The sequence below is a fragment of the Nakamurella sp. GG22 genome (assembly GCF_052976845.2).
Genome location: NZ_JBRIIO020000015.1, coordinates 1 through 15,837 on the forward strand (window position 1 = coordinate 1; position 15,837 = coordinate 15,837).

Consider the following 15,837-nt stretch of genomic DNA (forward strand, 5'->3'; position numbering starts at 1 on the left):
GCGAGCATGGCGATGCCGAGCGCCGGCAGCACCGTGCCGAGGACGGTGGTGGCGGCAACAGCCGTGTCGTCGGTGTTGTTCGGGCTCTGGCACGTGCTCCCGGCGCTGGGTGGCGGCGCCGCGAACGAGTCGGTATCCGGCGTAGTCGGCGGCGGGACGGGCGGATCGGTGTTCCTGGTGGTCGGCACCGTGCTGTTCACCACGGCGGCCGGCGTGGTGTTCGGTGTCCTGCGGGATCGGAGCGACAGCCTGCTGGCGCCCATCGGCCTGCATTGGGCGGTCAACGGCATCGGCGAGCTCTGGCTGCAACTGGCCTGAAACCGGACGCCTTGCCCGCCAGGTCGCAATCGTGACGGATACTGCCAACCGGGTAGGCGTTCCGAGCAGAGGGTGGATGATGTATGACGACGCAGCCGGGCACGGCGGCTCAGCCCGACCAGCAGCCCGCGTCAGCAGGTCCGGACGAGGCGCCATCCGCCGCCGAACCGACCTCGCATCTGCGTGGGGATAAGAAGCGGTACAACTGGTTTCGCTACACCCTCCCCGGCTCGTGGGTGGCACTGGCGTTCGTCTGCCTGTCGTTCACGCCGTCGCTGCTGCCCCGGCCGGCGGCCTTCCAGGGGTTCGTCTGTGGCGTCAACGGTGCCATCGGGTACGGCCTCGGCGTCCTCGGTGCGTGGGTGTGGCGCCAGTTCGCCGATCGTCCGGCCAGGCCTGCGCGGCCGCTGTCCTGGCGGGTGTTCTTCATCGTTGCGGCGGTCGCGCTGTTGTCGTCATACCTGCTCGGCCGCCGCTGGCAGAACCAGATCCGCGAACTGATGGGCGTCGTCGCCGAGTCCTTCAACGCCCAGATCCTGCTGCCGATCGCCGCAGTACTGGTCTTCGTTGGGCTGATCGCCGCGAGCCGCGGGATCCGTGGGCTGTTCCGCTGGGTTGCCCGGCTGCTGGGTCGTTGGATGGGGCGGCGCGCCGCTCGCGGGGTCGGCTGGGTGCTGGTCGCCGCCGTCACCGTCGGGGTGCTCAGCGGGGTGGTGCTGGACGGGGCGATCGCGGTGGCGGATCGGAGCTTCTCGGTTCTGGACACCACGACGAACGAGGCGGTGTCGGGCCCGCTGTCGCCGGTCCGTTCCGGCGCAGTGGACTCTTCGGTGCCGTTCGACAGCCTGGGCTTCCAGGGCAGGAACTTCGTCGGCACCGGCCCCACCGCGCAGCAGATCGAGGACTACTCCGGATCGCCCGCGCTGGAGCCGATCCGCGCGTACGCCGGCATTGTCTCCGCGCCGGACGTGGAGCAGCGCGCCATTCTGGCGGTGGACGACCTGATCAAGTTGGGCGGGTTCGAGCGCGACTATCTGCTCATCGCCGGCACCACGGGCACCGGCTGGGTCGACCCCGGCGGAATCGACAGCCTCGAGTACATGACCAACGGCAATGTCGCGAGCGTCGCGATCCAGTACTCGTACCTGCCGTCCTGGGTGTCGTTCATCGTCGACCAGACCCGGGCAAGGGAAGCCGGCCGCGCCCTGGTCGACGCGGTCTACGACCGGTGGATCGACCTGCCGGCGAACGACCGCCCGAAGCTGCTGGTGTTCGGCGTCAGCCTCGGGTCGTTCTCCACCGAGGCCGCCTTCAGTGGCGAGTTCGACCTGCGGAACCGGACCGACGGGGTGCTGTGGGCCGGCCCACCGAACTTCAACTCACTGTTCCGCGAGTTCACCGACGGCCGCGATGCGGGCAGCCCGGAGATCCAGCCGGTGTTCCGCGACGGGCGGACCGTGCGCTTCACCGACAATCCCGACGTGCCCGCGCCGCCGGCCTCGGCACCGTGGGACGGCACCAGGGTGCTGTACCTGTCGCATCCCTCGGACCCGATCACCTGGTGGAGCACCGATCTGCTGCTCCGCAAGCCCGATTGGCTGGCCGAACCGCGAGGGGCCGACGTGCTGCCGGAGATGGTGTGGATCCCGTTCGTGACGTTCTGGCAGGTCACCGCGGACATGGTCGAACCGGTTCCGGTGCCGTCCGGGCATGGCCACAGCTTCACGGCGCAGTACGTGGACGGCTGGGCGCAGGTGATCCAGCCGCCAGGTTGGACGGCGGAGAAGTCTGCGGCACTGCAGAAGATCATCCTGCAGGAAGAGGCTTGGGCCGACGCATCGTCGCCGTGACCCGGGTTCTGATCGCAGGGAACGACTCACGCACCCTCGTTGTCGTCGCGCAGGGAGTGGATCATGCTCTGCAGCACCGTGAACGCCGCCGATTGCTGCTCCTGCGTCATGCCGTCCAGCATTCTGACCTCGACGGAACGGACTGCAGCGGAAGCCTTCTCGAGGCTCCGGCGACCGCGTGGCGTGAGCCGCGCGGGTAGGACCTTCCCGACCTGGGCCTGCGCGGGCCTGGTCACGTAGCCGTCCCGTTCCAGGGCCTGCAGCAGCACGTTCATCGACTGCCTGGTCACGAACGCCCCGCGCGCGAGCTCGGAGTTGGACAGGCCAGGGCGCTGGGCGAGCAGCTCCAGGCACGAGTAGTGCGTCACGGTCATCCCGAGCGGCCGCAGCGCTGCCTCCATGGCCGCGCGAAGGGCACTCGACGCGGCTTTCAGCAGGTAGCCCAGCGACGTATCGAGGTCCACAGCGACTCCGTCTTGACTCATGTCAGTAGTCTGACATAGATTGCTGATTGTCAGGAAACTGACACAACAGGAGGAGCTCCATCATGCCCGTCACCGGCCCCGACTTCATCTCCCTGCAGGCTCGCGATCTCGACGCGTCGCAGGCCTTCTACGAGCAGTACCTCGGCCTCGTCCGCTCGCAGGCAGGCCCGCCGCATGCCGTCGTCTTCGAGACGACGCCCATTGCGTTCGCGCTGCGGGAGATCGTTCCCGGCACCGACCTGACCTCCGTGGCTCAGCCGGGTATCGGTGCCGCGATCTGGTTGCACGCCACCGACGTCCAAGCCATTCACGACGCCCTCGCCGCCGACGACCGCACGATCGTCTCCGCTCCGATCGACGGGCCCTTCGGCCGCACGTTCACCTTCGCCGACCCCGACGGCTACAACGTCACGTTGCACGACCGCGGCTGAGGGGGACGGATCATGCTCCCATCGCGGGGCCGCAGCTCGCCGCTGTGCTGCTCGCGTTTGGTGCGGGAGGGACGTACGTCAGCGCAGGGCAGCAACGGCCGTCGTTGATGGTGAAGACCCGGTCAGCCGGCGGGTCGGCCGTCGTTGGGTCGGTCGGCCGCTGACCGGTCGCCTTCTGGCTCGGCGTAGGCCCTGTCCGGCTGACGGTTATCCGCGGCCTTGCTCTCGTCTGTGCTGTACCGGCCCGCTGAGAGGTCGACCAGGACCAGCCTGTTCCCGAACGGATCGGCGACGACAGTCACGCGTCCGACGGGAATGTCGAACGGCTCGACGATCACCGTGCCACCGGCGGCACGGATGCTGTCGGCGGCGTCATCGGCGGAGGAAACCAGCCAGTTCGGTTCGTACGGTTGCCGGGTGCTGAGCACCAACTCGCTCTCGCCATCCGGCAGCAGCAGACCGGCCTGACCGACGTCGTCGTTACGCCACACCACCCGATGCCCGAGACGTACGCCGTAGAACCCCAGACCGGCGTCGAGGTCGGGCACCGGAACGGTCACGGCGTCGATGCTGCGCAACAAGGGGAACCGGCGGTCTCGGTGCTGCCCGGCGGTCACGACGCCCTCGTCCACGGCTGGCTAGTGCGCGTCGTTCGCAGTGTGCGGCTTCTTGCCGAGCTGACGCCAGTCCGTTTCCGCGACCTCGACGTCGTAGTGCCGGGCTGCCGTGCGGATGTTGGCGAAGGTGGGGTCCCGCTCCTCGTCGGAGACGTCCTTGACCTGATCGAAACGGGCCAACGCGGTCCGGACGTGACCGGCGTCGGTCAGCGGTACCTTCCGCTTGTCCGGGAATGCATACACCGAGTCCGGCAGGTCCTTCCGGTCGGCGCTGCTGAGCGAGCCGTGCTCGGTGTGCGGTTTCCAGGTGGTCGCGGCCATGACGTCTCCCTCCGGTCGGCAAGTCGGCCATGGGTCCGGTGCCCGCGAGCGCCCGGCGGTAAACGCCGGTTCTCAGTCGGCCAGGGCCATCACGGTCAGCACGATCAGCGGCACGACGATCAGCGCCCCGCCGACCCACAGCGGCAGCAACAGCGCGAGGAAGAAGCCGATGGGTACCACGACGAGCGACGGCAACGCCCGGACGGTCGCCTGCCCGGTCGTCAGCTCGGGCCGTTCGCGCAGCGTGTCGTACCAGAGCAACACCAGGATCAGCAGCAGGAGCGCCGCGATGATCGCGGCCGCCCAGTGCCATCCGTCAGCCGCCATCGCTCGAGGATAGAAGCGTCTGCCGCGCCGGTCCCGGCGGAGCACCCCGGCGTTCTAGAGTCAGGGCATGTCGAACCCCGCTGCCGCACGGCGCACCTACGAATACGCCACGGTCCCGTTGATCACCCATGCCACCAAGGCGATCCTGGATACCTGGGGCGAGGACGGCTGGGAACTCGTGCAGGTGATCCCCGGTCCCAACCCCGAGCAGCTGGTGGCCTACCTCAAGCGGGAGCGCGCATGACGGTCGGCGCCCGCCTCGCGGAGCTCGGGATCGAGCTCCCCGCGGTGGCCGCGGCCGCCGGCTCGTACCTGCCGACCGTGCAGACCGGGAACTTGGTGTTCACCGCGGGGCAACTGCCGTTCGTGGACGGACGCCTGCCCGCCACCGGCCGGGTCGGTGCCGAGGTGTCACCGGAGGATGCGAAGGGCTACGCCCGCCAGGCCGCGCTGAACGTGCTGGCCGCCGTGGACGCCGCAGTCGGCCTGGACCGGGTGGAGCGGATCGTCAAGGTTGTCGGGTTCGTCGCCTCCGCGGAGGGATTCACCGGTCAGCCCGGTGTGGTGAACGGCGCATCGGACCTGTTCGCGGAGGTCTTCGGCGAGGACGGCCGGCACGCGCGGTCCGCTGTCGGCGTCGCGGAACTGCCGCTGGGTGCCCCGGTGGAGATCGAGGCGATCGTCCAGGTCAGCGCCTGAGCCCGCTGCGCTCGCGGTTCACCTGTGGTCGGTCCGAGCATGATCACTGAGTCCGCGGATATGTTGAGCCGATGCGGATCACCGATGCTGTCGGCGACGATGGCGTCGCCTCCGAAGGCGGTCGTGGTGTGCCCGAGATCAGGCCCGCGGCAACGGTGATGTTGCTGCGGGACGCGGCGGACGACGAGCTGGAGGTGTTCGTGCTCCGGCGAGTGGCCGCGATGGCGTTCGCCCCCGGGATGACGGTGTTCCCCGGCGGAGCCGTGGATCCCTCGGATCACGCGGACATCCCCGGCTGGACCGATGCCGACACGCAGCGGTGGTCGGCGGCGCTCGGTGCCGAACCGGAGAGTGCGCGCGCTTTCGTCATCGCCGCCATCCGGGAGCTGTTCGAGGAGACCGGTGTCCTGCTGGCATCCGCCCTTTCGGGTGCAGTGCAGTCCGGGGCACTGCTCGCTGACGCGGACCGGCTGGCGATCCTGCACCGTGAGCGTCACTTCGCCGACGTCCTGGCGTCGGCCGGGTTGCGGGTGCGACCCGATCTCCTCCGGCCGTGGGCGAATTGGATCACACCGCCCGGCCGTACCCGCAGATACGACACGTTCTTCTTCGCTGCGGCACTCCCGGACGGCCAGGACGCCCGGATGCTCACCTCCGAGGCGGACCTCGGTCAGTGGCGCACCCCGGCCGCGCTCCTCGCCGAGTCCGACATCGGCGCCGCCGCGCTGATGCCGCCCACAGTCGCCATGCTCACCGATCTCGTGGACTTCGATACGGTCGCCGACGTGATGGCGGCCGCCAGGGTCGTCACACCGGTCCGGGTCCGGGCGTCGGACTTCCCGGGCCTGAATCTGCGAGGTGGGAGCCCGCGCACGCCGCCGGCTGAGAGAATTCGCTGATGACGATGGCAATCCCGCGGCCGGTGAGCCCGCAGGCACAGGTGCTGCTGGCACCCAATCCGGGCCCGATGACGCTGGACGGCACGAATACCTACCTGCTTTCCGCACCGGATTCGGCGAGAAGGATCGTCGTGGATCCTGGTCCGGACGACGCCGGGCACCTCGGTGCGCTGGCCGCTGCCGGCCTGATCGAGCTGATCCTCATCACCCACCGGCACGGTGACCACACCGAGGGTGCGCCCGAGCTGTCGCGCCGTACCGGCGCCCCGGTGCGTGCCCTCGATCCGGCGCACTGCCAGGGGGCGGCTCCGCTGGTCGACGGCGAGACCATCGAAGCAGCAGGGGTTGTGGTGACCGTGCTCCGGACGCCCGGGCACACCGACGACTCCGTCAGCTTCCTGCTCGACGCCGACGGCGCCACCGGGTCGGTGCTGACCGGCGACACCATCCTCGGCCGCGGAACGACCGTGCTGGCGCCGCCGGACGGCAGCCTCGCCGCGTACCTGGCGTCCCTGGATCTGCTCGCCGGTCTTGGACCACGGCGGGTGCTGCCGGCGCACGGTCCGCAGCTGCCCGATCTGTCCGTCGTCGCCGGCGCCTATCGCTCCCACCGCCAGCAGCGGCTCGACCAGATCCGTTCCGCGCTAAACATTCTCGGCCCGGACGCCGGCGTGCCGGCGATCACCGATCTGGTCTACGACGACATCGATTCCGCTGTCCGGGCAGCGGCGGAGCACTCGGTGGCCGCGCAGTTGGAGTACGTGCGTGGAGCGGGCCGGCCGCCGCGGTGAGCGAGCGGGATGGCCCGGCCGGCACGGAGCGGTCCGCCGGTTTGGACGCGGCACTACCGCTGTTGGCCTGCCCGCACTGCGGACAAGCCATCTCCCGGCAGGATGCCGGGGTGGTCGGCTGCGCGCTCGGGCATCGTTTCGACGTGGCCCGCCAGGGCTACCTCTCGTTGCTGGGCAAGGGCTCTCGTACCGACACGGGCGACTCCGCGGACATGGTGACCGCACGCACGGACTTCTTGACGGGTAAGCACTACGAGCCGCTCGCCGACGCGGTCGCCGACTGCGTGGATGTCGGTCCGGTTCTGGAAGTGGGGGCCGGCACGGGCTACTACCTCGCCACGGCTCTCCGGAACCTGCGCGGCCGTACCGGGGGTGTGCGCACCGTCGGTGTCGCTCTCGATTCCTCCCGGTACGCGGCCCGCCGCGCGGCCGCCGCGGACGGCATGATCGGCTCGGTGGTGGCGGACGCGTGGTCGCGGCTGCCCGTTCGGGACGGCGTCGTCGGAACCGTGCTGAGTGTGTTCGCGCCGCGGGATCCGGCCGAGTTCACCAGGGTCCTGATGCCGGGTGGCAGGGTGGTCGTCGTCACCCCGGAACCCGATCATCTGGCTGAGATCCGGTCCGCGCTCAGCCTTCTGGCCGTGGACGCCGGTAAACCGGAGCGGCTGACCGAGGCCTTCGCCGGACGCCTCGAGACGGTCGGTCGTCAGCCGCTGAGGCAGCGGATGACGCTGCGTCCGGATGACGTCGACGCGTTGGTGAGGATGGGCCCGACGGCGCGGCACCTCTCCCCGCAGGAGTTGCGCGCGGCCGTCGCCGATCTCCCGGCGACCCTGCCGGTGACGCTGTCGGTGACGATCACCACGCTCATGGCGGGCTGATCCCGCTGGTCAGCCCCGTTGCGGTCAGGAAGTCGGGGTCAGCGTGATGGTGCCGGTGGTGGCGAGAGTCTGTGCGACGTCACGAATTTTCCGATTGCTGGACTGTGACGAACGAACCAGCAGCGCGAAGGCGGAGTGGGCGCTGATGCCATAGCGCTCCATCAGTATTCCTTTCGCCTGGCCGATGATGTCCCTGCCGACCAGGGCAGCGTTGAGCGAGTCCTCGTGCTGAGCTGGAAGGCGAGCATGGATTGCACTCCGAGGTCCGCGGCTCGCGGTGCGAATGCCGGCCAGCGTTGCTCGGACCGGAGGTCGTCGGATCGAATCGTCAGTCCGTCCCAGGCCGAGCTGACGCACGGACCCTGTCCCACCTCGTACTGCAGCCGGTCGATCGCCTCGACCACAGCGTCGGACACCGCAGGCGTGCGCAGCGCCCCGCCCTTGGTGCGCAGTGTGATTCCGGCGAAGTCGGCACCGGCAACATTGTCGACCGCGGCCCTGACGATGCCTTTCAATGTCTGTTCCAAGTCGGGTTCGGCCTGGAGGAGCCGCGCGATGTCGCTGAGCTGGCGTGCCGGACCGTCATGCCCGGCTCTGCCGCTGCTGTCGAGTCCCTGCTCCGGATTCTGTGCACGAATGTTCATGACGGACCTCGATTGTCGTCTGTCGTTCCCCGATGCAGCAGAGAATGCGGAGCGCCTTGAACCTGGGTGCCGTCGCTATCAGCTGAACGTAGGACAAGTGCCGGACGGGTCAGACCCCGGCGATACCGTTCCACACCAGCAGGGCACCCAGCACCAGCAGCACCGCCGCCACGATGGTCGTGCTCTGCCGGGTCATCCATCGATTCGCCCCGGCCAGCACGGGTTCCGCCCGCTTGCCGAGAAGCAGCGGCAACACCACCGGTACGGCGACGCCGATGCTGCCGACAACGGCGAAGACCAGGAGCGCCACGGCCTGCTCGAGCGGCCGGTAGGTCGCGTCGGCGATCACCGTCGCGCCGCCGACCACCAGCAGCAGATTCTTGGGGTTGAGGCAGGCGAGCAGCAACGCCACCCGGAACGCCTTGCCGGCGGTCATCGTCGCCACCGACGACATCCATTTCGCGGGTTCCGGTTCAGTGCCCGCAGGAGTCCGGGAGAGCCATTTGCGCGCTGCCAGCGCGAGCAGCGCCACACCCACTGCGACTTTGACCCAACTCAGCCACTGCGGATGCTCTTCGGGTCGGACGATGAGGTCCGCCACGGCGATGACGACCGCGCCCACCCCGAGTACGCCGAGCAGCCAGCCGAACAGGAAGGCCCGCGCCGCCCCGGCGGGCCGGTTGGTCGCCAATGCCAGCGGAATGAGCACGATGGGTAGCGCTGCCAGTGCGAGGCCGACCGCGAGGGGCAGTACCTCGAGAACGGCCGTCATTGCTCTGCCCGTTTCGTCACGTTGATCACGGTACTTCGTCGCGGTCGGCCGACGGCCACCGTGCGTATCCGGCACACAGAAGCGGTAGAACGCGTGCTCCGCAAAAATGCCATCTGGTCCGCTTCGACCACGAGCAGCGCAATGAAGTACTGCAAGTCGGGGACCTTTCGAACGTCGTCGGCGAGGAGGGATTGCTCACTCCAGGTCTCGTCGGTGCATGCCTCATCCCGGGTGGTTCCTCGCGCACTTGTCGTTGAATGACCATTCCTGCCAGCGGCCGAGCTATTCGTCGGGGGGCACTGCGCTGAACCAGTTCTCGACGGGTAGTTCTTCGTCGTGGCCCGTGTAGGTGTGGCCGGTCGGGGTCGTCCACTCCGTACTGTGCGGACCCGTGCGAACGCATCGGTGTCCGCCGTGCGTTTTGGCGCGGTGCTCGTGGCGACATTCGGCGCTGAGATTGGCGGCCGTCGTCGGACCAGCCGGGACCGGTATGAGGTGATCGAGGTCGCAGCGGGTGGCGGGCACGGTGCACGCTGGGTTGGCGCAGACTCCGTCGCGGAACTTGATCGCAGTGCCGAGCCTCCCGGACGGGAACCGGCCCATCTCTGTGGCGTCGAGGAGGTTGCCCTGCGGATCGGTGAGCAGGCGGTAGAACAGGGTGCCCGGTTGCTGCGCGATGTCGCGAATGATGTCGGCGGGAACAGAGGCGCTGCGGTCCATCAACTGCCCGGGTGTCTGGGTGACGCCGAGCAGGGATTGAACGGAGACGACGACCCCGATGGTCACGGGCAACGGCCGGGGATCACCGCCTCCCGAGCAGCGGACCACCCGAGCCACTCCGGCCGCGCGCTGCCCAGGATCGGTGGTCTGCATGCCGGCGAGGGACGTGGGCGGGTCGGGGCGGAACGCCGAGGCCGGGAGATCCCAGTCGCGGTCGAGATCGGTTCCTTCTGTGGGGCTTTCGCGATCCGGCGAATCCGGCATGGCTTCACCCGGGGCAGCCGCGTCGCTGCCGTCACAGCTTGCGTCGAGGTGCTCCTGATCGTGGTGGTCGTCGTCGAGGTGGTCGTCGATGTCGCTGTTGGTGTCCCACACCACGTGGCACCCGTTGCTCGTCCGGCCCAGCAGCAGGTCCACCAGGGCGTCGGCTCTGCGTTGTTGCAGTGTTCGAGGGTCGGTGGGTTCAGCGATGGCGGCGACGGCGCGCAAGACCTGGTCGATGGCATGTGCATCAACCGAGGACATCGCCGCGGACAGGAAGCTGATGCCATCCAGGTCCGGGCGAATGGAGACGTACCGATCCTCCAGTGACCGATGCAAGCGCTCGTTCTGCAGGTCGGGTTCGATCCGGACGATGAACTGATTCAGGCACCTACCAAGGATTTCCGGGGTGCGACAGACGGCGAGGTCGACGACCAGGGAGTTCAGGAGTTCCTTCGAGGCATCCCGCACCAGACGACGCAACGCCCGGTTGATCCGGACGACCTTGTCCTGGTCGATGTCACCGGCGACCCAGGCATCCCAGGCGTCGGGTGCTTCGGCCTTGACCCGGCGGGCCATCGACACGGTGCGCTGAACGGTGAACTTCGAGGCTGTGACAGCCAAGCTGATCTCGGTGCAGGCAAATTCAGCGGCCTTGAACTGTGGTCGCCCGCCCTGATGCCGTACATCGTTGATGACGTCCTGATCCACAGCGCGGCGGATGTCGGTGAATTCCACCATCAATTCCGCATGTCGCGCCTGAGCCTGCGCGAGACGTTTCATGTTCTCGGCCAATTCGTCGATCACGCCGGCCGCGGCCGAGCCGGCTATTGGTCCCGCTCCCGCTCGGCGGCGCGCCTTTGAATTGCTCATATCGGTAACCTACCGGCGACCACCGACAGCCGACCTTGCCGCGTCTCAGTCGCAGTATCGTTACAGCGAAGCAGTTCTCGTCACACAGGGTTCTGACCTCTGCAGCTGAGACTGCGGGCGCCCCCTGAAAGACGAAAGTGTGCCGGGACAGACCGATCCAAGTGGTTGCTCGTCGGCGATGCAGTTGGACCATTTTGAGCGAAACGGTCGTCGTTCTGATGGGTTTCATCGCCGTTTCTCGCTCGATGCCTGGGAAGCGTCGAGCCCGGTCATTGATTATTCGACCACCTGCGGATGAACTCTGCGGATGCTGAGTGGGGGCCGCACCGCGAGCACCAGCCTGTGGGCCGAACCACCGCGTCAGCCCCCTCGCGAGCCAGCTAGGTACTACGAGTACACACTGTGTGTATAGTCCGGTGCATGTCGGTGTCACGCTCACTTCTGGGACTGCTGGAGACCGCTCCCCGGCACGGCTACGACCTCAAACGGGCGCACGACGAACTGTTCCGTACTGAGCGCCCGCTTGCGTACGGGCAGGTTTATGCGACGTTGGCCCGGCTGCTGAAGAACGGCTTGGTCACGGCCGAGGGCACAGAGCCGGGTGAGGGTCCGGATCGGAAGCGCTACGCCATCACCGACGCCGGTGTCAGTGACGTGGATCAATGGCTGAGCACGCCGGAACGACCACAGGAGTATCTGCAGAACACCCTCTACACAAAGGTGGTGCTGGCCTTGCTCTCGCACCGTTCCGCCGATCAAATCTTGGACGCTCAACGCCGTGAGCATCTGGCGGCGATGCGCGAGTTCACCCGTCGCAAGCAATCCGGCGACCTCGCCGACCAGTTGATCTGTGATCACGCGCTTTTCCATCTGGAGGCGGACATGAGATGGCTCGACATCACCGCCTCGCGGCTCGCCGAACTCCGCGCGGAGGTCTCCCCGTGACGACGCTGCTGACTGCCTCGAATCTCGCGGTCTCGTTCGGTGCCACGCACGCTTTGGTGAACGCGGACCTCTGTGTCGATGCCGGCGAGATCGTCGCGGTAATGGGGCCGTCGGGATCCGGGAAGTCGACCCTGTTGCACTGTGCGGCCGGCATCCTGCGCACCGACGCCGGGTCGGTGAGATACCGGGATACCGAGCTGACAACGATGTCCAACCGTTCGAGATCGGCCCTGCGGCTCGCCGAGTTCGGTTTCGTCTTCCAATTCGGGCAACTGATCCCGGAACTCACCTGCGGGGAGAACGTCGCCCTGCCGTTGCGGTTGAACGGGATGCCACATCGGCGCGCTGCCGCCGTTGCCGAATCCTGGCTCGAGCGGCTGGGTGTGGTGGATGTGAGCGGCCAACGTCCTGGAGAGGTTTCCGGGGGTCAGGCCCAACGGATCGCTGTGGCCCGGGCTCTGGCGGGTGAGCCCCGGGTGATCTTCGCCGACGAGCCGACCGGCGCACTGGACTCACTGCAGGGTGAGCAGGTCATGCAGCTGTTGGTGGCCGCGGTGCGGGACTCCGGCAGCGCGTTGATCCTGGTGACCCATGAATCACGGTTGGCCGCCTACTCGGACCGTGAAGTGCTGGTCCGGGACGGCCGCACAGCCGACAATGCCGCAGCGGCATGACGACCCGAAGCCCGGCGGGGGCTGATCAACTGCAGGAGCGTTCCGGTTCGAGGGGTACCGGATTGCTCTTGGATGATCTGCGCCTCGGCCTGCTGCTGGTGGTGAACGGCGGCCGCTCGACATGGGTTCGCCTGTCCTGCAGCGCTGTTGGAATCGGCTTGTGCACAACGGTTCTGCTCCTGGCTGCGGCGATGGGACCGGCGCTGGATGCCCGGGACGGCCGGTCGGACACGATGACTCCGCAGCTGGTCTCACCGTGGTGGACGACTGACGAGACGCCTCCCGTCGGGTCACTGTCGGAGCCCGGATCCTTCGCGGCGAACGACTACGAGATCCCGTACCGGCAGCAACCGGTTCGATCGACCGACCTTTCGACCACAGCGGAAAACCTCTCGAAGGCGCAGCCACCACCCGGTGTCGATCGGTTTCCCGGGCCCGGGGAGTTGGTGGTGTCTCCTTCGTTGCTTGATCTGCTGGGGTCCCCGGACGGTGCGCAGCTGCGCCCACGAGTTGCCGGCGAGATCATCGGTTCCATCGGGCCTGAGGGGCTGCTCGGCCCCGGCGAGTTGCGGGTCTATCGGGGGACGACCGCAACCGCTGACATCGACAGCAACACTGTCGCAACCGGTTGGGGTATGACGATTCCGCCACTCGGGGACCCAATGGCTGTCTTCGCGCCCGCGCTCACTGTTGCGGGCACGGCGATCGTCGGTGTGCCGTTGTTGATCTTCGTCTGGTTGATGTCCAGGCTCGGTTCCGCTGCCAGCGACCGCAGGTTTGCGGTGCTGCGGTTGCTCGGCGCCTCGGGGATGCAGTTGCGCAGGATTGCCGCCGTCGAAGCCCTGCTCGCGTCCGTTGCTGGCCTGATCCTCGGGCTCGGCGGGTTCCTGATCGTGCGATCCGGCGCAGGTCTGCTGACGGTGGGACCGGCGGCGTTCTACCCGCAGGACCTCACGCCGCATCCGGCGGCCGTCCTCGCTGTCGTCCTACTGGTGCCGGTGCTGGCTGTCGCGGCGGGCTGGATCGGTTCCCGGCGGGTGGACGCGGAACCACTGGCCGTCGTTCGGGAGGTGCGGACGACACGGGCGCGACGGCCCGGGCTCGGTCTCGTTCTGCTCGCGCTCGGCGCATTGGCGATGATCGGAAGCCTCTACGCAGGAGCATTGTCGACTGACATCCAGGCGACCGTCCTCCTGGCACTGTCCATTGCGACGCTGTTGACGGCTGTGGCAGTGCTGTTGCCGTGGGCGCTGCAGTGGTCGGTCAACCGTCTGCCGGTGACGGGTTCCGCTTGGCAGTTGGCCGTCCGGCGACTTCAGCTCGATCCGGTCACGCCGTCCCAGGTGGTAGCGGGCATCTGTGTGGTGCTGGCCGGTGTGATCGCAATCCAACCGGTGCTGACGTCGGTGTCCGTGGACAACACGGGAGGGGATTACGGCGCCGGGGTCCCTGCGTACCGGGTGTTCGTCAGGAATCCCACGCCGGTCGAATTCGCCTCCGTTATCGACATGATCGCGAGGACGGAGGGCGTCACCGCGGTCTCCGGTGGGGTGCCGATCGGTGGATCGGTCGGTCCGCCCGCACAGCCGCTGCCCAGCGGGGAGATCGACATGACAAACGAGTTCGGCGCTTTCGTGACGACCTGTGCGGCGATTGCGGTCGCGGGGTGCGTGGATGGCGACGTCTATCTGGCAGACAACAGCGACCTACGCATGTTGGACCCACAGACCACAGCGCTTCGTCCAGGAGTGACCGTCAACTTCGGACCGACGTTCGGCGACGATCTGACGTGGACGATGCCGGTCCCATCCGGCACCGTCCGCCTCGACCCTGCAGTGAGCGGCTTCGGGTTCGCCTCTTTGTTGATCACTCGCGGCGCTCTGGGTTCTGGTGCCGACGCGTTACTCAAAGACATCACCCTGGATCTCCGGGTGAAATCGGCGGAACCCAGCAGTGCCGTTGCGGACCGATGGCGTTCCGAGATGTCGAGTATGACCTGGCGCGCGACTGTGGCGACCACCGCGGAGGCAACCGGGAGCCGGGCTCAGGTGGCCAACAGCGTTCGAACGGCGCTGGCTGTCGGCGTCGGTCTCACCATGCTGGTGGCCGCCGCGGGCCTTCTCGTGATGAGCATCGAACAGCTCACCGCACGGCGGCGAACACTGGCGTACACCATCGCCACCGGGGTACCGCGCGCTGTCATCACCAGATCGCTGATGATCGGAGCGACGATCCCGGTTCTGGTGGGTGTCGGTTTGGCGGTGGTCATCGGCGGTGGGCTCAGCGCGTTTCTGCTGACGTTGACCCAACAGGGTGGGCATCTGCCCTGGACGTCCATCGCCGCGTATGCCACCGCTGCCGTCTCACTCGTGGTGATTGCGACCTTACCGATCGCGCTCCTGGTTCCGAGGATCGTTCGCCCCGAGGCGATCCGGACAGAGTGAGTCAACGCGTCTGCTGTGGCGCGCAATCGATATGCCACTCGCGGACCTTCGCGCTCGGTGTGAGCATTAGCACCTGGCATATCGATCGCGGTTGGGAAGGGCACGGGCGCACGAAGGCCGCTCAATCCGCGCGGGGGTGCGAATGAACCCCTGAGGCGCGCAAACCGGCCATCGCCAGCTCGACGACGGCGTCCACGATCTGTGGTGGGGCGGAGCGGGAGCCGGGCCGGTACCACTCGGTGATGGAGTTGACCATCCCGAACAGCAGCCTGGACACCAGGCGCGGTTCGATGTCGTCCCTGATCTGGCCGGCCTCCGCGGCGTCCCGAACCAGCGCGGCGAGGCGGTCGTCGAAGTCCCTGCGGCAGGCCAGCGCCGACCGCTCGATGACGGTGTTCCCGCGTACCCGGAGCAGCAGGGTGACGTAAGGCAGCTCGGCGAGCAGGACCTCGGTCGTCCGGCGGAGGGCGTCCTGCAGCCGGTCGACGGGGCGCTGCGCGAGCGGAGGGCCGTCGACCGGTCTTGCGGCCCGGGCGACCCGAACACCGTCGGCCGGCCTCCCGACCTCCTCGAACGGAACATCCTCGGCCGGCATCCGGACCTCCTCGTCGAACACGGCCGCCAGTGCCCCGAGCGCCCGGTCGACGGCCATGCCCAGCAGCTCTTCCTTGCCCGTCACGTGGTGGTAGAACGTCGACTTCGTCAATCCGGTGGCCTTGGCGAGGTCGTCCATGCTCGCGGCCTCGTACCCGCGCTCGTTGAACACCCGGACCACTAGGTCCAGCAGGTCGTCGCGGGTGTACCTGGCCGGGCGGCCCCGCCCGCGACCGGGTCCCGTTGACATGGCGCGATTGTGCCGCACATAATTTACTGACCGTTCGGTCG

Annotated in this window: 20 protein-coding genes; 11 read left to right on the forward strand and 9 right to left on the reverse strand. The window is 67.9% G+C overall.

Going from position 1 to position 15,837, the window contains the following annotated elements:
• The coding region (locus tag ACVBEQ_RS15685; protein ID WP_447154247.1) for a CPBP family glutamic-type intramembrane protease at positions 1–318 on the forward strand (318 nt) is incomplete at its 5' end.
• Between the two features lie 83 nt (positions 319–401).
• Complete coding sequence (locus tag ACVBEQ_RS15690; protein WP_447154248.1) at positions 402–2,168, forward strand: alpha/beta hydrolase; 1,767 nt, start codon at positions 402–404, stop codon at positions 2,166–2,168.
• A gap of 26 nt (positions 2,169–2,194) precedes the next feature.
• Here the strand turns inward: ACVBEQ_RS15690 and ACVBEQ_RS15695 are convergent, their stop codons facing one another.
• On the reverse strand, positions 2,195–2,653 hold the full coding sequence (locus tag ACVBEQ_RS15695; RefSeq protein WP_447154249.1) for a MarR family winged helix-turn-helix transcriptional regulator: 459 nt from the start codon (positions 2,651–2,653) through the stop codon (positions 2,195–2,197).
• Positions 2,654–2,715: 62 nt separating this feature from the next.
• On the opposite strand from ACVBEQ_RS15695, the gene ACVBEQ_RS15700 reads away from it, so the two are divergent.
• Positions 2,716–3,084, forward strand: a complete 369-nt coding sequence (locus ACVBEQ_RS15700; protein WP_447154250.1) for a VOC family protein — start codon at positions 2,716–2,718, stop codon at positions 3,082–3,084.
• Positions 3,085–3,206: 122 nt separating this feature from the next.
• Here the strand turns inward: ACVBEQ_RS15700 and ACVBEQ_RS15705 are convergent, their stop codons facing one another.
• From ACVBEQ_RS15705 to ACVBEQ_RS15715, 3 genes are all read right to left on the reverse strand, one after another.
• On the reverse strand, positions 3,207–3,644 hold the full coding sequence (locus ACVBEQ_RS15705; RefSeq protein WP_447154251.1) for a VOC family protein: 438 nt from the start codon (positions 3,642–3,644) through the stop codon (positions 3,207–3,209).
• A gap of 78 nt (positions 3,645–3,722) precedes the next feature.
• On the reverse strand, positions 3,723–4,022 hold the full coding sequence (locus ACVBEQ_RS15710) for a DUF6582 domain-containing protein (RefSeq protein ID WP_447154252.1): 300 nt from the start codon (positions 4,020–4,022) through the stop codon (positions 3,723–3,725).
• A 72-nt stretch (positions 4,023–4,094) separates the two neighbouring features.
• Positions 4,095–4,349, reverse strand: coding sequence for a hypothetical protein (locus ACVBEQ_RS15715; protein ID WP_447154253.1), 255 nt, complete (start codon positions 4,347–4,349; stop codon positions 4,095–4,097).
• Positions 4,350–4,416: 67 nt separating this feature from the next.
• On the opposite strand from ACVBEQ_RS15715, the gene ACVBEQ_RS15720 reads away from it, so the two are divergent.
• The 5 genes from ACVBEQ_RS15720 (at position 4,417) to ACVBEQ_RS15740 (ending at position 7,619) form a co-directional block, all read left to right on the forward strand.
• Positions 4,417–4,593, forward strand: coding sequence for a DUF4177 domain-containing protein (locus ACVBEQ_RS15720; protein ID WP_447154254.1), 177 nt, complete (start codon positions 4,417–4,419; stop codon positions 4,591–4,593).
• Positions 4,590–5,048 carry a RidA family protein gene (locus ACVBEQ_RS15725; protein WP_447154255.1) on the forward strand — a complete coding sequence of 153 codons (459 nt, stop codon included), beginning with the start codon at positions 4,590–4,592 and terminating at the stop codon, positions 5,046–5,048. The genes ACVBEQ_RS15720 and ACVBEQ_RS15725 overlap by 4 nt, the downstream gene beginning before the upstream one ends.
• A 71-nt stretch (positions 5,049–5,119) precedes the next feature.
• The gene (locus ACVBEQ_RS15730; protein ID WP_447154256.1) at positions 5,120–5,947 is read left to right on the forward strand and encodes an NUDIX hydrolase; all 828 of its coding nucleotides are present in this window, start codon (positions 5,120–5,122) and stop codon (positions 5,945–5,947) included.
• Positions 5,947–6,738, forward strand: a complete 792-nt coding sequence (locus tag ACVBEQ_RS15735) for an MBL fold metallo-hydrolase (protein ID WP_447154257.1) — start codon at positions 5,947–5,949, stop codon at positions 6,736–6,738. The genes ACVBEQ_RS15730 and ACVBEQ_RS15735 overlap by 1 nt, the downstream gene beginning before the upstream one ends.
• On the forward strand, positions 6,735–7,619 hold the full coding sequence (locus ACVBEQ_RS15740; protein WP_447154258.1) for a putative RNA methyltransferase: 885 nt from the start codon (positions 6,735–6,737) through the stop codon (positions 7,617–7,619). The genes ACVBEQ_RS15735 and ACVBEQ_RS15740 overlap by 4 nt, the downstream gene beginning before the upstream one ends.
• Positions 7,620–7,643: 24 nt before the next feature.
• Here the strand turns inward: ACVBEQ_RS15740 and ACVBEQ_RS15745 are convergent, their stop codons facing one another.
• From ACVBEQ_RS15745 to ACVBEQ_RS15760, 4 genes are all read right to left on the reverse strand, one after another.
• Positions 7,644–7,781, reverse strand: coding sequence for an ANTAR domain-containing protein (locus ACVBEQ_RS15745; RefSeq protein ID WP_447154259.1), 138 nt, complete (start codon positions 7,779–7,781; stop codon positions 7,644–7,646).
• Complete coding sequence (locus tag ACVBEQ_RS15750) at positions 7,781–8,263, reverse strand: hypothetical protein (protein WP_447154260.1); 483 nt, start codon at positions 8,261–8,263, stop codon at positions 7,781–7,783. Before ACVBEQ_RS15750 ends, ACVBEQ_RS15745 begins: the two co-directional genes overlap by 1 nt.
• A gap of 109 nt (positions 8,264–8,372) precedes the next feature.
• Positions 8,373–9,035, reverse strand: a complete 663-nt coding sequence (locus tag ACVBEQ_RS15755) for a GAP family protein (RefSeq protein ID WP_447154261.1) — start codon at positions 9,033–9,035, stop codon at positions 8,373–8,375.
• Positions 9,036–9,317: 282 nt separating this feature from the next.
• Entirely contained in the window at positions 9,318–10,889 is a 1,572-nt protein-coding gene (locus ACVBEQ_RS15760) for an HNH endonuclease signature motif containing protein (RefSeq protein WP_447154262.1), read from the reverse strand.
• A gap of 420 nt (positions 10,890–11,309) precedes the next feature.
• Between ACVBEQ_RS15760 and ACVBEQ_RS15765 the strand changes: the two genes are divergently transcribed.
• The 3 genes from ACVBEQ_RS15765 to ACVBEQ_RS15775 all read left to right on the forward strand — a co-directional run bounded on the left by ACVBEQ_RS15765 (position 11,310) and on the right by ACVBEQ_RS15775 (position 14,952).
• Positions 11,310–11,834, forward strand: a complete 525-nt coding sequence (locus ACVBEQ_RS15765; RefSeq protein WP_447154263.1) for a PadR family transcriptional regulator — start codon at positions 11,310–11,312, stop codon at positions 11,832–11,834.
• The gene (locus ACVBEQ_RS15770; protein WP_447154264.1) at positions 11,777–12,508 is read left to right on the forward strand and encodes an ABC transporter ATP-binding protein; all 732 of its coding nucleotides are present in this window, start codon (positions 11,777–11,779) and stop codon (positions 12,506–12,508) included. Before ACVBEQ_RS15765 ends, ACVBEQ_RS15770 begins: the two co-directional genes overlap by 58 nt.
• Positions 12,509–12,576: 68 nt before the next feature.
• Positions 12,577–14,952, forward strand: coding sequence for an FtsX-like permease family protein (locus tag ACVBEQ_RS15775; protein WP_447154265.1), 2,376 nt, complete (start codon positions 12,577–12,579; stop codon positions 14,950–14,952).
• 121 nt (positions 14,953–15,073) lie between these two features.
• Here ACVBEQ_RS15775 and ACVBEQ_RS15780 read toward each other — a convergent pair whose 3' ends face one another.
• Entirely contained in the window at positions 15,074–15,796 is a 723-nt protein-coding gene (locus tag ACVBEQ_RS15780) for a TetR/AcrR family transcriptional regulator (protein ID WP_447154266.1), read from the reverse strand.
• Positions 15,797–15,837 lie beyond the last annotated feature (41 nt).

Coding starts and splice junctions, on each gene's coding strand:
- ACVBEQ_RS15755 (WP_447154261.1), bottom strand. CDS start 9,035: ATGACGGCCGTTCTCGAGGTACTGCCCCTCGCGGTCGGCCTCGCACTG.
- ACVBEQ_RS15760 (WP_447154262.1), bottom strand. CDS start 10,889: ATGAGCAATTCAAAGGCGCGCCGCCGAGCGGGAGCGGGACCAATAGCC.
- ACVBEQ_RS15700 (WP_447154250.1), top strand. CDS start 2,716: ATGCCCGTCACCGGCCCCGACTTCATCTCCCTGCAGGCTCGCGATCTC.
- ACVBEQ_RS15765 (WP_447154263.1), top strand. CDS start 11,310: ATGTCGGTGTCACGCTCACTTCTGGGACTGCTGGAGACCGCTCCCCGG.
- ACVBEQ_RS15725 (WP_447154255.1), top strand. CDS start 4,590: ATGACGGTCGGCGCCCGCCTCGCGGAGCTCGGGATCGAGCTCCCCGCG.
- ACVBEQ_RS15735 (WP_447154257.1), top strand. CDS start 5,947: ATGACGATGGCAATCCCGCGGCCGGTGAGCCCGCAGGCACAGGTGCTG.
- ACVBEQ_RS15730 (WP_447154256.1), top strand. CDS start 5,120: ATGCGGATCACCGATGCTGTCGGCGACGATGGCGTCGCCTCCGAAGGC.
- ACVBEQ_RS15690 (WP_447154248.1), top strand. CDS start 402: ATGACGACGCAGCCGGGCACGGCGGCTCAGCCCGACCAGCAGCCCGCG.
- ACVBEQ_RS15780 (WP_447154266.1), bottom strand. CDS start 15,796: ATGTCAACGGGACCCGGTCGCGGGCGGGGCCGCCCGGCCAGGTACACC.
- ACVBEQ_RS15770 (WP_447154264.1), top strand. CDS start 11,777: ATGGCTCGACATCACCGCCTCGCGGCTCGCCGAACTCCGCGCGGAGGT.
- ACVBEQ_RS15695 (WP_447154249.1), bottom strand. CDS start 2,653: ATGAGTCAAGACGGAGTCGCTGTGGACCTCGATACGTCGCTGGGCTAC.
- ACVBEQ_RS15715 (WP_447154253.1), bottom strand. CDS start 4,349: ATGGCGGCTGACGGATGGCACTGGGCGGCCGCGATCATCGCGGCGCTC.
- ACVBEQ_RS15720 (WP_447154254.1), top strand. CDS start 4,417: ATGTCGAACCCCGCTGCCGCACGGCGCACCTACGAATACGCCACGGTC.
- ACVBEQ_RS15745 (WP_447154259.1), bottom strand. CDS start 7,781: ATGGAGCGCTATGGCATCAGCGCCCACTCCGCCTTCGCGCTGCTGGTT.
- ACVBEQ_RS15750 (WP_447154260.1), bottom strand. CDS start 8,263: ATGAACATTCGTGCACAGAATCCGGAGCAGGGACTCGACAGCAGCGGC.
- ACVBEQ_RS15710 (WP_447154252.1), bottom strand. CDS start 4,022: ATGGCCGCGACCACCTGGAAACCGCACACCGAGCACGGCTCGCTCAGC.